The 17,918-nt window shown below is 32.3% G+C and carries 17 protein-coding genes; 11 read left to right on the forward strand and 6 right to left on the reverse strand.

Going from position 1 to position 17,918, the window contains the following annotated elements; translation table 11 throughout:
• The coding region (locus BMX03_RS10005) for a zinc ribbon domain-containing protein (RefSeq protein ID WP_143052092.1) at window positions 1-203 on the forward strand (203 nt) is incomplete at its 5' end.
• Between the two features lie 137 nt (window positions 204-340).
• On the opposite strand, the gene BMX03_RS10010 is transcribed toward BMX03_RS10005, so the two are convergent.
• The 4 genes from BMX03_RS10010 to BMX03_RS10025 all read right to left on the reverse strand — a co-directional run bounded on the left by BMX03_RS10010 (window position 341) and on the right by BMX03_RS10025 (window position 3,928).
• Window positions 341-976 carry an HAD family hydrolase gene (locus BMX03_RS10010; protein WP_015561788.1) on the reverse strand — a complete coding sequence of 212 codons (636 nt, stop codon included), beginning with the start codon at window positions 974-976 and terminating at the stop codon, window positions 341-343.
• 329 nt (window positions 977-1,305) lie between these two features.
• Window positions 1,306-2,247, reverse strand: coding sequence for an AEC family transporter (locus tag BMX03_RS10015; protein WP_075554878.1), 942 nt, complete (start codon window positions 2,245-2,247; stop codon window positions 1,306-1,308).
• A gap of 36 nt (window positions 2,248-2,283) precedes the next feature.
• Window positions 2,284-3,489: a D-alanyl-D-alanine carboxypeptidase family protein gene (locus BMX03_RS10020; RefSeq protein WP_255361481.1), complete on the reverse strand. Its 1,206-nt coding sequence runs from the start codon at window positions 3,487-3,489 to the stop codon at window positions 2,284-2,286.
• Between the two features lies 1 nt (window position 3,490).
• The gene (locus tag BMX03_RS10025) at window positions 3,491-3,928 is read right to left on the reverse strand and encodes a PaaI family thioesterase (protein WP_022227707.1); all 438 of its coding nucleotides are present in this window, start codon (window positions 3,926-3,928) and stop codon (window positions 3,491-3,493) included.
• A gap of 475 nt (window positions 3,929-4,403) precedes the next feature.
• Here BMX03_RS10025 and BMX03_RS10030 point away from each other — a divergent pair, with 475 nt between their 5' ends.
• From BMX03_RS10030 to BMX03_RS10040, 3 genes are read left to right on the forward strand one after another with little or no spacing between them, the layout of a single operon-like run.
• Complete coding sequence (locus BMX03_RS10030; protein WP_015561791.1) at window positions 4,404-4,667, forward strand: HPr family phosphocarrier protein; 264 nt, start codon at window positions 4,404-4,406, stop codon at window positions 4,665-4,667.
• A 40-nt stretch (window positions 4,668-4,707) separates the two neighbouring features.
• Window positions 4,708-6,414 carry a phosphoenolpyruvate--protein phosphotransferase gene (gene ptsP, locus BMX03_RS10035; RefSeq protein ID WP_091695179.1) on the forward strand — a complete coding sequence of 569 codons (1,707 nt, stop codon included), beginning with the start codon at window positions 4,708-4,710 and terminating at the stop codon, window positions 6,412-6,414.
• Window positions 6,415-6,416: 2 nt separating this feature from the next.
• The gene (locus tag BMX03_RS10040; RefSeq protein WP_015561792.1) at window positions 6,417-6,779 is read left to right on the forward strand and encodes a hypothetical protein; all 363 of its coding nucleotides are present in this window, start codon (window positions 6,417-6,419) and stop codon (window positions 6,777-6,779) included.
• 159 nt (window positions 6,780-6,938) lie between these two features.
• On the opposite strand, the gene sstT is transcribed toward BMX03_RS10040, so the two are convergent.
• Complete coding sequence (gene sstT / locus BMX03_RS10045) at window positions 6,939-8,192, reverse strand: serine/threonine transporter SstT (RefSeq protein ID WP_091695182.1); 1,254 nt, start codon at window positions 8,190-8,192, stop codon at window positions 6,939-6,941.
• 186 nt (window positions 8,193-8,378) lie between these two features.
• Window positions 8,379-9,068, reverse strand: coding sequence for an MgtC/SapB family protein (locus BMX03_RS10050; protein WP_075554880.1), 690 nt, complete (start codon window positions 9,066-9,068; stop codon window positions 8,379-8,381).
• A gap of 443 nt (window positions 9,069-9,511) precedes the next feature.
• Between BMX03_RS10050 and BMX03_RS10055 the strand changes: the two genes are divergently transcribed.
• The 7 genes from BMX03_RS10055 (at window position 9,512) to BMX03_RS10085 (ending at window position 17,883) form a co-directional block, all read left to right on the forward strand.
• A complete protein-coding gene (locus BMX03_RS10055; protein ID WP_091695184.1) occupies window positions 9,512-10,789 on the forward strand; it encodes a putative porin in 1,278 nt (425 codons plus the stop codon).
• A gap of 442 nt (window positions 10,790-11,231) precedes the next feature.
• Complete coding sequence (locus BMX03_RS10060; RefSeq protein ID WP_075554882.1) at window positions 11,232-12,572, forward strand: putative porin; 1,341 nt, start codon at window positions 11,232-11,234, stop codon at window positions 12,570-12,572.
• A 428-nt stretch (window positions 12,573-13,000) separates the two neighbouring features.
• Complete coding sequence (locus BMX03_RS10065) at window positions 13,001-15,280, forward strand: anaerobic ribonucleoside triphosphate reductase (protein WP_091695187.1); 2,280 nt, start codon at window positions 13,001-13,003, stop codon at window positions 15,278-15,280.
• 48 nt (window positions 15,281-15,328) lie between these two features.
• On the forward strand, window positions 15,329-15,613 hold the full coding sequence (gene nrdD / locus BMX03_RS10070; protein ID WP_008539437.1) for an anaerobic ribonucleoside-triphosphate reductase: 285 nt from the start codon (window positions 15,329-15,331) through the stop codon (window positions 15,611-15,613).
• Window positions 15,600-16,100 (forward strand): anaerobic ribonucleoside-triphosphate reductase activating protein, encoded by a 501-nt coding sequence (gene nrdG / locus BMX03_RS10075; protein ID WP_008539438.1) that lies wholly within the window; start codon window positions 15,600-15,602, stop codon window positions 16,098-16,100. Before nrdD ends, nrdG begins: the two co-directional genes overlap by 14 nt.
• A 183-nt stretch (window positions 16,101-16,283) precedes the next feature.
• Window positions 16,284-16,988 carry an L-ribulose-5-phosphate 4-epimerase gene (araD, locus tag BMX03_RS10080; protein WP_022228494.1) on the forward strand — a complete coding sequence of 235 codons (705 nt, stop codon included), beginning with the start codon at window positions 16,284-16,286 and terminating at the stop codon, window positions 16,986-16,988.
• A gap of 157 nt (window positions 16,989-17,145) precedes the next feature.
• Window positions 17,146-17,883 (forward strand): DUF554 domain-containing protein, encoded by a 738-nt coding sequence (locus tag BMX03_RS10085; protein WP_091695190.1) that lies wholly within the window; start codon window positions 17,146-17,148, stop codon window positions 17,881-17,883.
• The last annotated feature ends 35 nt before the right edge of the window (window positions 17,884-17,918 follow it).

The following is a 17,918-nucleotide window of genomic DNA, read 5'->3' on the forward strand; positions in this document are numbered from 1 at the left end:
AAGAAGTAGGAAAGAAATTAGTAAAAGTAGGGAAATATTTTGCAAGTTCGCAAATTTGTAGTAATTGTGGATATAAAAATAAAGAAGTAAAAGATTTGTCTATAAGACAATGGAAATGCCCAAATTGTAAAGTAGTGCATGATAGAGACATAAATGCAGCGATAAATATAAGAAATGAAGGCATGAGAATAGTCTTAGGATAAAATAAAAAATAAAGAACCGTGGGATGCACGGGGATAGCTTGCTTATGCTTACAACAAAAGTTGTATCGAACAAGAAGCCCCCACTTCTAAGCGATAGCGAAAGTGGTGGGAGTACATCACATTTTATATCCAAGATATTATATTAATTCTTGTAAACAATTCATTATTTTAACGTGAGGAAATTTTGCAAAATCAGCTTTAATATTATTTCCTGTTAATACCCCTGCAAAATCCACCTGCGCATTTTGAGCAGCTTGAGCATCTACAATATTATCACCGATGTAAATTACATCTTTTTTATCTACATTTAAACGCTTAACAGCCTCTAAAATTCCATCTGGAGCAGGTTTATACGCATATTTATCCTCACTGCCGATAATAAACTCTACCAAATCATCTATTTTATCCCTAGTCAAAGTCTGCATAATACGACGACGTGTTTTACTAGAGATAATTGCTATTTTAGCCCCACGTTCTTTTAAAGTCTTCAATACCATTTTTGTATCATCATATAAATATGTATTCTCTGTCATATATAAATCAGCAAAAACAGTATATTTATCTTTTAATTCCTGTATCTTCGCTTCATCAACCTCTTCAGTCAATATAGACAAAGCCTCACTCATAGGCAGACCAATAGTTCTTTTTATCTCATCTTTGGGACGAAGCGGATACCCCTCCTGCTCCATAAGCAACTCAAAACACTTCACAATACCAACTTCCGAATTTGCCAAAGTATAATCAAAATCAAATAAATAAACCTTATAGGACATAAAAATTTCTCCTCCAAAAATTTTTAACGTTCAGTTTTACTGCATGAAAAACGAACTAAAGAAACTTCTCTAACTAAAACTTTATAATATTAACTTATTATTAATCATTTATAATACCAAAAATCCCCGCATTAGCAGACTTTTACGGTAGCTGAAAGCTATTAACAAAGATAAAATTATGGATACGATTTTAGTTCAACTGTTTGAGCAAAGCGAATTTTGAACGTTGTAGACATAATTTTATCTTTGTTAAAGTAAAATCAATATTGCGGGGCAAAATTTTCTTTTTGGTTCGTTTTTCTTTTATTAAAAGAAAAATGAACAAATACTTACGATAATAACACCATATATATTGGAATTGTAATTATAGATAATAATGTAGTCGCAGAAACTACTAATGTTGCATATTCTGTATCTGTATTATAAAGACTAGATAATACTACTGTTTGAATCATCGCAGGTAATGACGCCATGATTACAAATACTTTAAACATCAATTCTGGCATAGGGAAGATAAACGACAATAAATACATGCTAAGCGGTGCAATTATAAATCTACCTAAACATATACCTATTAAACCTAAATCAAAACGAATTTTTTTCAAACCCATGGAATAAAGTGTTACACCTATAAAAATCAAAGCAAGTGGTGTTGTTAAATTTCCCATATATTGAGCTGTATCCATAAAAAATTTAGGTAAAGGAATGTCTAAAATTAAAATAATCAATGAAGCTAAAAACCCTAAAATCGGTGGAGAAAAAATTCTTCTCAAAGTTTTTAAAGTAAACATTTGCTGATAAGAAAATTCTTTTGAATCTGCCTGAATACAAGCATTTCCTAAAGTCCAAAAGAATGTAGTATTAGCGAAAAAATACAATAAAGTATAAGGTATTGCTTCCTCACCAAATAATGCCATAGTCACTGGTAAACCTACAAAAATAGTATTTGAAGTTGTAAATGTAGATTGAAAAATCCCTCTATGACCTTTTTTAGACATAAATCTTGCCAAAAACACACTTAAAATAAAACATACACCAATAGAAATAAATGGCACGATAGAACCAGTTATTAAATGCAATAATTGGTCATGACTAAAAGCATGTGTAATATTATAGATAAAAAACAAAGGCAATGATACATTTGTTACCAATTTCGGCAATAGAGCTTTATTATCTTTGTTTATCCAACCCATCTTAGCTAGATAGCAACCTATCAGCCCCATAAAAATCAAAGTCAAAACACCACTGATAGCGTGTAGCAATGCTTGCATATTATCATTCCCTTCATTTATTAAGTTTTATCTTTATCAACTAAAAAATAATTTGTGTAAAAATCCTAACAGATTAAATCCTTCTGTTACTTCTTCTGTCGTTACCACATCTACACTACCAACAACATTTCCCTGATATAATAAATCAATTGTTCCCACTTTAGCACCTTGTTTTAATGGAGCATCTATATATGCTGGTAAATTCATTTTCCAAGAAAAATCATTTACATTATCTGTATCCATGACTAAATAAGTAAAAGGCTGTACAGGTTTTACTGTAGTCTTATAATTAGTACTATTATGCGTATATATACTAGAAATTAATTTCTGTTCATCAACAGTTTTCATTTCTTTTATATGTTTAAATCCATAATCCAATAAAGCTCTGCCTTCAACAAAACGAGCTCTACTATCTGATGTTTTCAATACTACGGCAATAAGTGTAATACCATTTTTTTGTGCAGAAGCTACTAAACAGCCACCAGCAGCATCAGTATACCCTGTTTTTATACCAGTTACATCATCATAATTCCACAATAAACGATTTGTACTACCATAGACATCTTTTCGTTCCGCTGGATTTACCCACTGTATCTCTTGTTCTTTTGTTGATACTATCTTACGGAATTTTTCATTTTGATATGCATATCTTGCAATCTTAGCTAAATCTCTAGCCGTCGTATAATGATTTGGGTCTGTCAATCCATGAGGATTATTAAAATGTGTATTAGTAGCACCAATTTCTTTTGCTTTATCATTCATCATTTGCACAAAAGTTTCTAGGGAACCTTTTCCTACATAATAAGCAATAGCAGCAGCACCATCATTACCAGAAGCTAACATTGTAGCTTGCAACAGTTCTGACATTTTTATTTTATCGCCTTCATTTATATAAATGGCAGAACCTTCTACACCTACAGCACGTTTATCAACTTCAACAATGTCATCATCATTTGCATTTTCCAATCCAAGTATGCAAGTCATCATCTTAGTCGTACTTGCAGGCATTGCCTTAGCGTCTGGATTTTTTTCATAAAGAACTCTACCTGTAGTTGCATCTATCAAAATTGCAGCTTGAGCAGTCATATCTTGTAGATTATCTGCTGTAACAGGAATATATGGTTTTGATTCATCTACTGGTGGAGCATCATCTACTATGCTATCCATAGCCCTTGCTGGGTTAAATGCTATAAAAATTTGTACAAAAACTATACTAAAAATTATAAGTCGTTTAAAAATCATCTCATTCACTAGCTAATCGTCCTATCACAAAAAATGTACCACGAGCTTTGGCACATAATTTATTATCTTTATTAAAAACTTCACATTCAGCAACTACTGTACTTCTTCCATTATGAATAATTATTCCTTTTACAATAGCCACATCTTCCATATCAATAGATTTTAAAATATTAATATTAAAATCCAAAGTTACTACTTTCTTTCCCACACTAAGACAGGCTGCGCCCATAGCCATATCGCAAAGGGACATAATCACACCACCATGAGCTATGCCATAAACATTTGTATGTTCATGTTTAATTGTCAGGCTAACACATACATTACCCTTATCAATCGAAACAATATCTACACCTAAATGTTTTGTAAAGGGATTATCTTCATAAAAATTGTTGATATAATCACTTATACTTTTCATATTATCTTGATTAAATTGTTTCACACTTTTTCACCTGCCTTTATAGATAAATTTTATTATAATTTACGTTTTTTTTGATTTCAAGAAAAAGCTAACTTTTTTATTTATTTCTTAATATAGAAATAAACCAACCAAAATTTTTTTCTATGAGTAAAATTCTATAAGGTAAAATAAACAGCATTTAACATTATATATTGAGAGATTTTCAGATATAATTTACTTTAACAAATAAAAATTTCTCCATTATTATAAGACTTTTACTTCGTAATAAAACCGATATTTAAAAATAACATTTCTTTTGATTTATTATGTTTTAGTTATGGAAATGACAGAAATGATGTTCAATTAAAGTTTTTTTAGAAAATTTCTTATTTTTTTCCAAAATGCACTAGTCATTTTTGCAATTTTTAGTTATAATTAACAAAGACATAATTTTCAAACGATAATGTTAAATATACAATTATGTTCTATGATGTATTAAGAGAGGGGTTTATTTATAATGGAAACTACACTTATTATTGAAAACAAAACTGGCTTACATGCACGTCCTGCATCTATGTTTGTACAGGAAGCTAACAAATTCAGCTCCAAAATCAAACTTACTGCTAAAGGTAAAACTGTTGATGCTAAAAGCATTCTTATGATCATGAGCCTTGGTCTTACTCAGGGTACTGAACTCACTATCAGTGCTGAAGGTGACGACGCTCAAGCAGCTCTTGATGCTCTTACTGGTCTCATCAAAAACAAATTCGGTGAAGAATAATTTCTAAACTGAGAGTTAATGAGAGAGGGGGATTTGTACTTTGCCGTACGAATTAAGAGGAAAAGGAGTTATTACTGGTATTTCTATTGCCAAAGTAATGAAACTCGGAGAAGATTTACAATCTTATATTGATGCTTACACTCCAGGAACTGCTGAAGAAGAAGTATCAAAAATTAAAGAAGCTTTAGCTTATGCAGCTGAAGTACTTCAAACAAATATTAAAACACTTCGTGATAAAGGCATGCTTGAACAAGCAGGCATTATGGAAGCACATCGTATGATGGTACAAGACCCTATGCTCGAAGAAAATGCTATGTTAAAACTCGGCGCTTGTGGAAGCGCACCAAAAGCTGTACTTGAAGCGTCTGAAGAAAATGCATCTATCTTTGAACAAATGGACGACACTTATTTCCGTGAACGTGCTGTAGATATCCGCGATGTTGGTAAACGCGTAACAAGACGTATTTTAGGTCTTAAAGAAAAAACAGTTGATGGTGGTGCTGTAATTCTCTGCGGAGAAGAAATTGAACCATCTGTTATCGCTAACATTCCTACTGAAAAAATTGCTGGTGTAATTTTAGGTAATGGTAGTACTACTTGCCATGCTGTAATCATTGCCAAAGCAAGAGCTATCCCTACTGTTGCAGGTCTTGGCGATAAAATTAAAGATATTCCTGATAATGCTGAAGTTATCTTAAATGGTGAAACTGGTGAAATCTTTGTTGAACCAACTGAAGATTTAATCGCTTCCTATCAGGTAAAATTAGAAGAACAACGCCGCTTAAAAGAACATTATGCTCAGCTTTCCAAACTTCCTACAGTGACTAAAGATGGTGTAGAAGTTGACCTTATGGCTAACATCAGCACTCATTTAGATGTTGAAGCTGCTATGAAATTTGGTGCTAAAGGCGTTGGTTTATTCCGTTCTGAATTCTTATTCATGGGTAGAAATACTATTCCTGATGAAGAAACTCAATTTAAAGCATATAAAGAAGCTATTGAAAAATGCAATGGCCATTTATGTGTAATTCGCACAATGGATATCGGTGGCGATAAACCACTCCCTTACTTAAATATCCCAGAAGAAGAAAATCCTTTCTTAGGTTACCGTGCAATTCGTATTTGTTTAAACCGTCGTGAAGTATTTATGCCACAGGTTAAAGCTATTTTACGTGCTGGTCTTTATGGTAAAGCAGCAATGATGCTCCCAATGGTTATCAACGTAGAAGAAGTAAAACAAGTACGTGCAATTATCGAAGAAGCTAAATCACAGCTTGCTCATGAAGAAAAACCATTCTCCAATAATGTTCAACTTGGTATCATGGTTGAAACTCCAGCAGATGCTGTAATGACTCCTGTACTTGCTAAATACCTTGATTTCTTTAGCATTGGTACTAATGACCTTGTTCAATATACACTTGCTGTTGACCGTGTTAACACTAATGTAAGTTATCTTTATAATCACTTTAATCCAGCTGTTCTTCGCCTCATTAAACTCACTATTGAGTCTGCTCGTAATAATAATATTTGGGTAGGTATGTGCGGTGAAATGGCTAGTGACCCTAATGCTGCTGCTATTTTAATGGCAATGGGTATCAACGAACTTTCCATGAGTGCTCCATCTATTCCACGCGTAAAAGAAAAAATCCGTTCCATAACATCTGCTCAAGCTAAAGCAGCTTTAGACACTGTTATGACTATGGAAGATGGAAACGCTATTAAAGAATATCTTCAAACAGCATTATAATAATGACAGATAATATTAATTCTGCTCATGGTAAAGAGCAAAATATCAAGATGAATTTGTTAAAATGGCTAAATGAAGGAAAAGATCCTTATAGTATCATTTATGAATTAGCAAAATATCTTGAAACTGTATCATCTGAACCAGGTTATGCTGATATTATATTGAATGATATCAGAACTGTTTATGGCATTGGTTTAAATGAAAAAACCGTATTAAGTGATGAACTTCTTGAAGTTAGGACTCGCCTAGCTAAACTAGAAGAAGCTTTTAAACAGGCTACTAGCGATGAAGTTCAAAGTCATTTAAAATTTGCCATTGAACATCATAAAAAGAAAATACAAGAACTTGAACATAAATTAATGTAGTTTAAGCTACTTTAAATTAATGTAGTTTAAGCTACTTATAGAAAAGGACTTAGTTTTATAAAACTAAGTCCTTTTTATTTTAAATAAAAGTAAACATAAAAGCGACATTAAAAGCCATTAAAACTTAAAATGTCGCCTATTATCATTTATAAATTATTATCAAGCTCTATTTTGTGGAACCATATCTTTTACATCAAGAGTTCCTTCTTTTGAACGAGCAGCAAATTCTGCTGTTGCAGTGAATAATACATCACTAGAACTATTTAAAGCTGTTTCACAAGAGTCTTGGAGCACACCAATAATAAAGCCTACACCTACAACTTGCATTGCGATATCATTGCTAATACCAAAAGATGCACATGCTACTGGAATGAGTAATAATGAACCACCAGCTACACCTGAAGCACCACAAGCGCCAACTGTAGCGATTATGGATAATAATAATGCCATCAAAATATCAACTTCAATACCAAGTGTATGAGCAGCTGCTAGGGAAAGAATAGCAATTGTAATAGCAGCACCAGACATATTGATTGTTGCGCCAAGTGGAATAGAGATAGAATAAGTATCTTCATTTAAACCAAGACGTTTACATAAAGAAAGATTTACTGGAATATTAGCAGCAGAACTGCGAGTGAAGAATGCATATAAACCACTTTCACGAAGAGTAGCAAATACTAATGGATAAGGATTACGACGAATGTGTAAGAATACGATTAATGGATTCATAACAAGTGCAACGATGAAGAATGCTCCAAGCAATACAACAAGTAAATGAGCATAACCTAAGAGAGCACCAATACCACTTGTTTCTACTGCATTTGCTACTAAGCCCATAATACCAAATGGAGCAAAACGAATAATCCATTTTACAATTTTTGTAACAGCACTAGCTAAATCAGTAATCATAGTTTTAGTTTTATCAGAAGAAGCATGTAAAGCTACACCTGCTAAAATAGCCCAAGCTAAAATACCAATATAGTTTGCATTAACTAAAGCATTAACAGGGTTATCAACAATACTCATAAGTAAATTATGTAAAACTTCCACGATACCACTTGGCGGAGCTATTGTAGCATCTGCAACTTGTAATTGTAATGTAGTAGGGAATAAAAATGACATAGATACGCCTACTAAAGAAGCAAAAAATGTTCCAAGTACATACAATTTAACAATAGGTTTCATAGATGCACTAGCTTCTGCATTTTTTTGTGCCATAGCGTTCATTACTAAAATAAATACCAAAATAGGTGCAATACCTTTTAAAGCTTTAACGAATAAATCCCCTAAGATAGCTACGGCAGGTACAGCTGTCGGCACAGCCACTGCAATGAAAATACCAATTATAAGCCCTAAAATTATTAGTTTTAATAAAGCCATTTCTTGATATTTTTTTCCAATACGACTTAACAAAACAATACATCTCCTTTAAAACTGCACAATATAAAGACAAATATTTTCTCATAGTATACATCATTTTTACCAAAATGACAAGTATTATGCACTCTTGAAACTCAGATAAATATTTTTTCTTCTATATAATAATATAGACATAATAAAAAAGGATTAAGAATTTTGTCATTCCTAATCCTTTTAAGCTCAATGAATTTCTATAGATTTTACTACACCTTCCATAGAAGTAAAATATGTGGATATCTCTGCTAATTTTAATTTATGTGGATTAAACATTAAAATATTTAATTCTACAATATCTTCAGAAACAAATACTACCGAAAAATTTTTACTTTTTAGACCTAATTTTAATAATGCATTATAGACTTCTTTTATCTTTTCACTATCATTGATCATTCTTATTTTTATCATAATATTATCAGTTGGCACTAACCAACTATCCATTTGCGATAAAATCTCTAATATTATATATACTAATAATGAAGCAAAAACAGCAATTATATAATATCCGGCACCTACAGCTAAGCCAACGCCAGACACTACCCAAATACAAGCTGCTGTTGTAAGACCAATTACATTCACACCTTCTTTAATAATAGCTCCTGCACCTAAAAAACCTATACCACTTACAACTTGTGCAGCTAATCTTGCAGGGTCAGCATTTGTTTTTCCCTCTACTTGCTCATACAATAAATTCGACAAAATCATAATCAAACACGAACCAATACATACTAAAATATTTGTTCTAAGTCCTGCTGATTTATGTTTAAATTGTCTTTCATAACCAATGAGTGCACCTAATATTGCTGATAAAATTATTCTAAAAATATATTCAATTTCATTTTCCATATATTCACCTAAATTCTTAAAAATCAATATCAAAAATATAAATAAATCATCTACTTCTTAAATTTTATTATACTAAATATCACTGTTTTTATCTCTAATTTACTTTTTAATTAAATTTTAATTTGATTTTAATAAATCACATATTCCGATATTTTATTTCTTAATATTGATTTATTTGCACCAAAAACCATTCATATTTATTAAATTTTATTTCATTTATTTTAAAATTTTACTATTTTTCATAAATAAAATAACCTCTTTCGTCAATATTATTTAATAATTTAAAATAATCTTTCTGTTACAAAGTTGCATTTTTTTTATCTTTATGCTATCATTTTAGTAGTTCAAGAAAAGATATATTGAGCAGAGGAAAAAAAGTTGAGGAAACGTGGATACTCATACACAATCATTTCTCCTAACAATATATTTTCTATTGAACAAAAAATATATTTTATAGGAGGAGTTTTATTATGTCTAAAAAAACTCTTGTTTCTGCAATTACTGCTGCTCTCGTAGTTGGCGCTGCTAGCACAACTTTTGCTGCTGCAAATCCTTTCAGCGATGTTCCTGCTGATAGCTGGGCTTATGATGCTGTTACTACTCTTGCTGCTGATGGTGTTATCGATGGTTACCCAGATGGCACTTACAAAGGCCAAAACACTATGACTCGTTATGAAATGGCTCAGATCGTAGCTCGCGCTATGGCTAAAACTGACCTCGAAAAAGCTGATAAAGCTCTCGTTGACAAATTAGCTGCTGAATTCGCTGAAGAACTTGATAACCTTGGCGTTCGCGTTGCTGACCTTGAAAAGAAATCCGACAACGTTAAATGGGGCGGAGAACTCCGTTATCGTTATTATGACATTGATCGTGATTCTAAAGCTGGTGACGAAACTCATAACAAAGTTTTATTCCGTCTTGAACCAAAAGCTTATATCGGTAACTCCGGTTGGACAGCTAATGCTCGTTTAGACTATGAAATGAATCTTTCTACAGATGAAAATAATGATGGTGTTGTTGTTGACCGTGCATATGTTGAAGGTCCTCTCTTCGGTGCTACAGTAACAGCTGGTCGTACTCCACTTTTCACAGCTCAAGGTTTAGTATTTGATGATAGAATCTCTGGTGCTACAGTTGCATTCGGTAGCGATGAATTCACAACTAGCTTAGCTGCTGGTCGTTATAGCGAAGATTCTCATAATGCATATGACAAAGATGCTAGAGATATCACTGGCGAATACTATGGTGTACAATTTGACTATGTTCCATCTGAACAATTAGCTCTTAATGCTGGTTATATTGCATTAACAGGTCTTGATGTTAATGTTAAAGAAGCTAAAGAATTTGCTACTAGAATTGCTGGCGATGACAATAATGCTGCTTTCTGGTATGCTGGTGGTAGCTATGCATTTGACAAAAATGTTAAATTCGTAGGTGAATATGCTCAGAATACTGAAGCTGATACTGAAGATCAAGCATGGACTGCTGAATTACAGTACAAAGGTGCAAACCCTGCTGACGCTGGTTCTTGGGGTATGTATGCTGGTTACCGTCAGATTGAAGACGCTGCTGCAATCGCTCCAACTTATGATGATATCATCGGTACTGGTTACAAAGGTGCAGTAGTAGGTGCTTCTTATGTTCCTGCTGAAAACATCCTTGCAACTATTCAGTACTTCGATGGTGAAGAAACTGTATCTGGTCAAGATGCAAGCAAATTCTTCGCTAATGTTGACTTCTTCTTCTGATAAACACTCAGTAAGACTAAAATTTAATAGTAATATACAAAGAGCAGACTTAATGTCTGCTCTTTTTTATATTTACTTTTGATTTTAATTTTACTTATAAGTTTTTATTTATTTATAAAAAATTTTTTATATTATTTTTTCTATAAAATGAAATATTTCATTATTAAAATGAAATATTATTGATTAATTTAATAAATAATGTCATTTTTACGAAATAAATTAAATAATATTTCTTTATATTTAATTTTATAAAAATTTTTATTTATATAAAATATTGAAATTTATTTCATATTGTGATAAAATTCAAACAGATAAAGAAATTGACTTTCATATTTATAGCATTGAACCTTAGAGGAAACTTGGACACTCTATATTTTCTTTAATTTATATTATGAAAGTTAATTATTTATAATATAATTTATCGCGTTTGGAGGAAATATTAATGTCTAAAAAAACTCTTGTCTCTGCAATTACTGCTGCTTTAGTTGTTGGTGCAGCTAGTACTACTTTTGCTGCTAATAATCCATTTAGTGATGTTCCTGCTGATAGCTGGGCTTATGATGCTGTTTCTACGCTTGCTGCTGATGGTGTTATTGATGGTTATCCAGATGGTACATATCAAGGTCAAAATACTATGACTCGCTATGAAATGGCTCAAATTGTAGCTCGTGCTATGGCAAAAACAGATCTTGAAAAAGCTGATAAAGCTCTCGTTGATAAATTAGCTGCTGAATTTGCAGATGAACTTGATAACCTTGGCGTTCGTGTTGCTGATCTTGAAAAGAAATCCGATAATGTTGTTTGGAAAGGTGAATTGCGCTACCGTTATGTTGATGCTTCAAGTGATGCTGTTAGTAAAATCACTGGTAAAAAATACAATGATAATGACACTAGCCAAGTAATGTTCCGTCTTGAACCAAAAGCTTATATTGGCGATACAGGATGGACTGCTAACGTTCGTGTTGATTATGAAATGAAAGCTGATGAAGATGCTAATGGTAAAACAGTAGTAGCTCGTGCTTATGCTAAAGGACCTATCGGACATAATACTACCGTTACTGCTGGTAGAATTCCTCTTCTTGATACTTATGGTATGCTTCTTGATGAACATATGTCTGGTGCTCAAATTGATATTGCAAGTGGTAGCGATAAAAACTTCACTACTTCTCTTTTAGCAGGTCGTTACAATCCTGGTCATGATAATCCAGATATTTTACCTGGTCAAACATTAAAAGATTTCACTGCTGATTTCTATGCAACTCAATTTAATTATAAAAGCGAAAAATTCGATGCTAATGCTATGTATGCTGTAATGACTAATATTGAAAATACTCAATCATCTGATACAAAAAATCCAAATGATAGTTTCGGTTTATGGGGCAATGCTTATACCTATGATAAAGATAAAATGAATATTTGGTCTGTAGGTGGTTTATATCGCTTCGATAATAATTGGGGCTTACTCGGTCAATATGCTGTAAATACTGAATCTGATAATTCCGATGACAAACAAGCTTATATGGCAGAACTTCAATACAAAAATGCTAATATTGCTGATCCTGGTTCTTGGGGAGCTTATGTTGCTTATCGTCATTTCGGTAAAGATGTTACTATTGCTACAACATATAAAGATGTATTTAACAATCAAAAAGGTTTTGCTATAGGTGCTAGCTATGTTCCTGTAGAAAATCTCTTAGCAAGTGTTAAATATTTCGATGGTAAAGATATCGATTCCGACACAGATGCAGATAGATTCTACCTCAACCTTGATTTCTTCTATTAATAAATTATAAATTAAATGATAAATATTTCTCTCTTAATAAAAATTAACCCCTAAAAGACAGGTTTTTTACCTGTCTTTTTTTTATAAATTAATAAAATATCCCTTAATTACTATCCATAAAATTTTTATATATTATATATGTAAAACTTTTATATCAATGGAAAAATATTATTTATTTGTATAAAAATTCATAGGTAATTAAATATAGTACATTTTTTATTTAGTCAATACAAACTCAAACTACTGTCAATACCTATTTTAAAATTGTATATAAATTTATTTTATTGCACATACTATATATTGTGGTTAGTTTGACACTCATACGTGTATATAGTATAATCGTTGTCAGCGATAAAAAGAAAATGAATTAAAACCATGGCATAGTATATTTTGCTCATGGTCAAATATACTAGGAGTGTCAGCTTACAATGATAAAAACAATCAAGAAACGCACTGGAGATATTGTGAAATTTAATGCACAAAAAATCACAGATGCTATAAAAAAAGCTAATATGGAATCTATAGATGAGACATTTTCCAAAGAGCAATTATCTACTATTACTAATAATGTTATTAAAGCATTAAAAAATTTAAAAACACCTGGTGTTGAACAAATACAAGATGCTGTAGAAAAAGTTCTCATCGCTGGTAATTTTGCTAGCACAGCTAAAGCTTATATTTTATATCGTGCAGAACATACAAAACTTCGTCAAGCTAAAGCTGATTTAATGGATATCTATGATGAACTTACTTTTACCAAAGCAAAAGATGCTGATATCAAACGTGAGAATGCTAATATTGATGCTGATACTGCTATGGGTACTATGTTAAAATATGGCTCTGAAGGTTCTAAATACTTTATTACTAGTCATATTTTGCCAAAAGATATTGCAGTAGCGCATATGGACGGCGATATTCATATTCATGATATGGATTTTTATATGCTCACTGAAACTTGTTGCCAAATAGATTTATTAAAATTATTTAAAAATGGTTTTTCAACAGGTCATGGTTATTTACGTGAACCAAATGATATTCGTTCCTATGCTGCATTAGCTTGTATTGCTATTCAGGCTAACCAAAATGAAATGCATGGTGGTCAAGCTGTACCAATGTTTGATTATTGTATGGCTCCAGGCGTTGCTAAGACTTATCGTAAACAATACTACAAAGCTCTCGGCTATTATTTCAATGCTATGCTTGATATGAAACTTGAAGATGCTAGCCTACTTTGTAAAAAAATCGAACAAAGTCTTCCTATAAAAATCAGTATGAGCACTGCTGATAAATTTGGTAAACTTCTTGTAGATTTCTTACCAAAACATCAACGTGAACATAACTATCAAGAAATAAATGAACAAACAACTCAAATGGCTCATAAATTTGCTATAAATACTGCATGGAATGAAACTAATGCAGCTACTTATCAGGCAATGGAAGCATTTATCCATAACTTGAACACTATGAATTCTCGTGCTGGTGCTCAGGTGCCATTTAGTTCTATCAACTATGGTACAGATACATCTCCTGAAGGTCGCATGGCTATGAGAAACCTCTTATTAGCTACAGATGCTGGTCTTGGCGATGGAGAAACTCCTATTTTCCCTGTACAAATTTTCAAAGTAAAAGAAGGGGTTAACTATGAAAAAGATGACCCTAACTACGATTTATTCCGTTTAGCAATGAAAACATCTGCGAAACGCTTATTCCCTAACTTTAGTTTCTTAGATGCTCCATTCAATAAAAAATACTATAAACCTAACGATTACAACAGTGAAGTAGCTTATATGGGTTGTCGTACTCGTGTAATGGGTAATGTTTATGATCCTACTCGTGAAGTTACATGTGGTCGTGGAAATTTAAGTTTCACAAGTATTAACTTACCTCGTTTAGCAATTGAAGCTAAAGGTGATATAAATAAATTCTATAAATCCTTAGATGATATGATTGATTTAGTCATTCGTCAATTATTGCATCGTTTCAAAATTCAATGTGCTAAAATCGGTAAAAACTACCCATTCTTAATGGGACAAAATATCTGGCTTGACTCTGATAATATTGGTGAATATGACACTGTAAGTGAAGTACTTCGTCATGGTACTTTAACTGTTGGTTTTATCGGTCTTGCTGAAACATTAAAAGCTTTAATTGATAAGCATCATGGTGAATCTGCTGAAGCTCAAAAATTAGGGCTTGCTATCATTGGTCATATGCGTAAACGCATGGACGATGAAGCTCAAAAAACAAAATTAAACTTCTCTTTGATTGCTACACCAGCAGAAGGTTTAAGTGGTCGTTTTGTAAAAATTGACCGCAAAATCTATGGTTCAATTCCTGGTGTTACTGATAGAGAATACTATACAAATTCCTTCCATATTCCAGTATATTATCCAATTAGTGCTTACAAAAAAATACAACTTGAAGCACCTTACCATAATTTAACAAATGGTGGTCATATAAGTTATATTGAAATGGATGGAGACCCTACAAAGAATTTAACAGCTTTTGAAGCTATTATCCGTTGCATGCATGATAACGGTATTGGTTACGGTTCTGTAAATCACCCTGTAGATCGTGATCCAGTTTGCGGATATACAGGTATTATCAATGGAGTATGTCCAAAATGTGGTAGAAGTGAAGCTGCCCATAAACGCCATGTTATTTTAAAACGTATGCGTGATAATTGTTGCAGTGCAACTTCCATTTAATTTAAATTTATAAATCAACAAAAATATTCGATAGAAAGAGTGATACAAATGTTAGTTAATGGTGTAGAAGTAAAAGTTAATGGTTTAACAGATATTACAGAAAAAGAAATCGTAAATTATATCAATTATATTAAAGAAAATTCTAGTGAAACTCTCGCTAGCCTCACTATTTCCGATGCTGGTGATGGAGAAGTCGCTCTTGACTATCGCACTCAACCTGCTCAATTTGAACGTATTCGCCGTATTACAGGTTATTTAGTAGGTACTGTAGACCGCTTCAACAATGCAAAACGTGCTGAAGAACATGACCGCGTAAAACATGGCCTTAATTAAGATTGCAGGCGTTGTCAATGATTCTATTGTAGATGGTGAGGGTTTTCGCTTCACCATCTTCACTCAAGGTTGCTATCACAATTGTCCTCAGTGTCATAATCCTCAAACTCATGATGTAAATGGCGGTCATGAAGTCGATACTGATGATTTACTTTCACAAATCTGTGAAAATCCATTATTAAATGGTGTTACCTTTAGTGGAGGAGAACCTTTTCTCCAAGCAAAACCATTGGCACAATTAGCCAAAGAAGTTCATAAACGTGGTCTTAATATCACCACATTTACAGGTTATACATTAGAACAATTACAAAATATGCACAATCCTGATATCGATGAGTTACTCAATCAAACAGATGTACTCATTGATGGACCTTTCCTCATAGAAAAAAAAGACCTAACTTTACAATTTCGTGGCAGTAGCAATCAACGTATTATTGATATGCAAAAAACACGCGAAAGTGGTCAAATTGTTTTAATTGAATATTAATTTTTCAGCAATAATCTAGATATATACTTAGATTATTGCTTTTTTATATCATAATAATCTCTTAAATAAAATAAATATTTTTATCGAGAAAACTTGTATGACATATTGTTATTTTAAAGCAAAATATGTATAATAAATATTAAAGATGCTGAACGGCATTAAATCAAAAAGAGGTGTATATAAATGTTAGAAGATTTGAAAAAAATTGTTTTTGAAGCTAACTTAATGTTGCCAAAATATCATATGGTAACTTTTACTTGGGGCAATGTATCTGGTATTGACCGTGAAAAAGGATTAATGGTTATCAAACCATCTGGTGTAGAATACGATACTATGAAAGCTGAAGATATGGTAGTTGTTGATATCAATACTGGAAAAGTAGTTGAAGGTAATTATAATCCATCTTCCGATACAGATACTCATATCAAAATTTATCAGGCTTGCCCTGAAATTGGTGGCGTTGTACATACACATTCCCGTTATGCTACATCTTGGGCACAAGCTCGCCGTGATATCCCTGCACTCGGTACAACTCATGCTGATGATTTCTATGGACCTATCCCTTGCACACGTCCTATGACTGCTGAAGAAATCGCAGGCTCCTATGAAGCTGAAACTGGTAATGTTATCGTTGAAACATTCAAAGAACGCGGCATCAAAATGATGGACGTTCCTGGCGTTATCGTATATTCTCATGGTCCTTTCACTTGGGAAAAAGACCCTATCAAAGCTGTAAAAAAAGCTGTTGTTCTTGAAGAAGTAGCTATGATGGCTTATCATGCTGTAACTATTGGCAATAATTTTGAACCAATGCAACAAGAATTATTAGATAAACATTATCTCCGCAAACATGGTGCTAATGCTTATTATGGTCAAAAAAAGAAATAGTATATAATAAATAATAATATATAAAGTAAAAACCACTTGTTAAATAATACGATTTATCAAGTGGTTTTTATTTTGTTATTTTTTCTAAAACTATACTTAAATTAAATGTTATAATATATTTATTTCTAAAAAAATTATTTTTTAAGGAAGTGTTTTTGTGATTGGTCTTGGAACAATTGCCAATACTATCGCTGTTATTATTGGTGGTGGTATTGGTTTATTTTTGAAAAAAGGCATAAAAAAATCTCTACAAGATTCACTATTACAGGCTATGGGAATAGCTGTTTTATTCATCGGCATAAGTGGTACACTTTCTCAGATGCTTGTATTTAAAGATGGTCATTTAGAAACTACAGGTACTATGCTGATGATATTTTCTTTATTAGTCGGTACTTTAATTGGAGAAATCATTAATATTGAAGCCAAACTAGAAAAACTCGGCGAATTTGCTCGAAAAATCTTACATGCTGATGAACAATCAAAATTCGTTGATGCTTTTGTAACAGTTACGCTTGTAATTTGTATTGGTGCTATGGCTATTATTGGCGCACTCCAAGATGGTCTATCTGGTGATTATAGTTTACTTTTGACTAAAGCCATTTTAGATGGTGTCATTTGTATGGTTTTTGCTTCAACTATGGGAGCTGGCGTTTTACTTGCGGTTTTACCTTTATTTATCTATCAAGGGTTGATTACTTTATGTGCTAGTTTTATATCACCTTATCTTGCGACTGCTATAATTAATGATATCTGCTATATTGGCAATATTTTAATCACTATTATTGGTATAAATTTAACATTTAATAATATAATTCATATTCGTGTTGTTGACATACTCCCCATGCCTAAAGGCAGGGGATTCTTGGATACAAACGATACTTGCCTACTAAAATAGCAGGTCTTACTATATCTCTCCAAAGAAGGTTGATG

Origin of the sequence: Megamonas sp. Calf98-2, from assembly GCF_900110235.1 — a bacterium.
Classification (GTDB): Bacteria; Bacillota; Negativicutes; order Selenomonadales; family Selenomonadaceae; genus Megamonas; species Megamonas funiformis.

Excerpts from the sequence above, each read along its gene's own strand:
- BMX03_RS10010 (WP_015561788.1), bottom strand. The coding sequence starts at position 976 with ATGTCCTATAAGGTTTATTTATTTGATTTTGATTATACTTTGGCAAAT.
- BMX03_RS10015 (WP_075554878.1), bottom strand. The coding sequence starts at position 2,247 with ATGCAAGCATTGCTACACGCTATCAGTGGTGTTTTGACTTTGATTTTT.
- BMX03_RS10020 (WP_255361481.1), bottom strand. The coding sequence starts at position 3,489 with ATGATTTTTAAACGACTTATAATTTTTAGTATAGTTTTTGTACAAATT.
- BMX03_RS10030 (WP_015561791.1), top strand. The coding sequence starts at position 4,404 with ATGGAAACTACACTTATTATTGAAAACAAAACTGGCTTACATGCACGT.
- BMX03_RS10040 (WP_015561792.1), top strand. The coding sequence starts at position 6,417 with ATGACAGATAATATTAATTCTGCTCATGGTAAAGAGCAAAATATCAAG.
- BMX03_RS10055 (WP_091695184.1), top strand. The coding sequence starts at position 9,512 with ATGTCTAAAAAAACTCTTGTTTCTGCAATTACTGCTGCTCTCGTAGTT.
- BMX03_RS10060 (WP_075554882.1), top strand. The coding sequence starts at position 11,232 with ATGTCTAAAAAAACTCTTGTCTCTGCAATTACTGCTGCTTTAGTTGTT.
- BMX03_RS10065 (WP_091695187.1), top strand. The coding sequence starts at position 13,001 with ATGATAAAAACAATCAAGAAACGCACTGGAGATATTGTGAAATTTAAT.
- nrdD (WP_008539437.1), top strand. The coding sequence starts at position 15,329 with ATGTTAGTTAATGGTGTAGAAGTAAAAGTTAATGGTTTAACAGATATT.
- nrdG (WP_008539438.1), top strand. The coding sequence starts at position 15,600 with ATGGCCTTAATTAAGATTGCAGGCGTTGTCAATGATTCTATTGTAGAT.
- araD (WP_022228494.1), top strand. The coding sequence starts at position 16,284 with ATGTTAGAAGATTTGAAAAAAATTGTTTTTGAAGCTAACTTAATGTTG.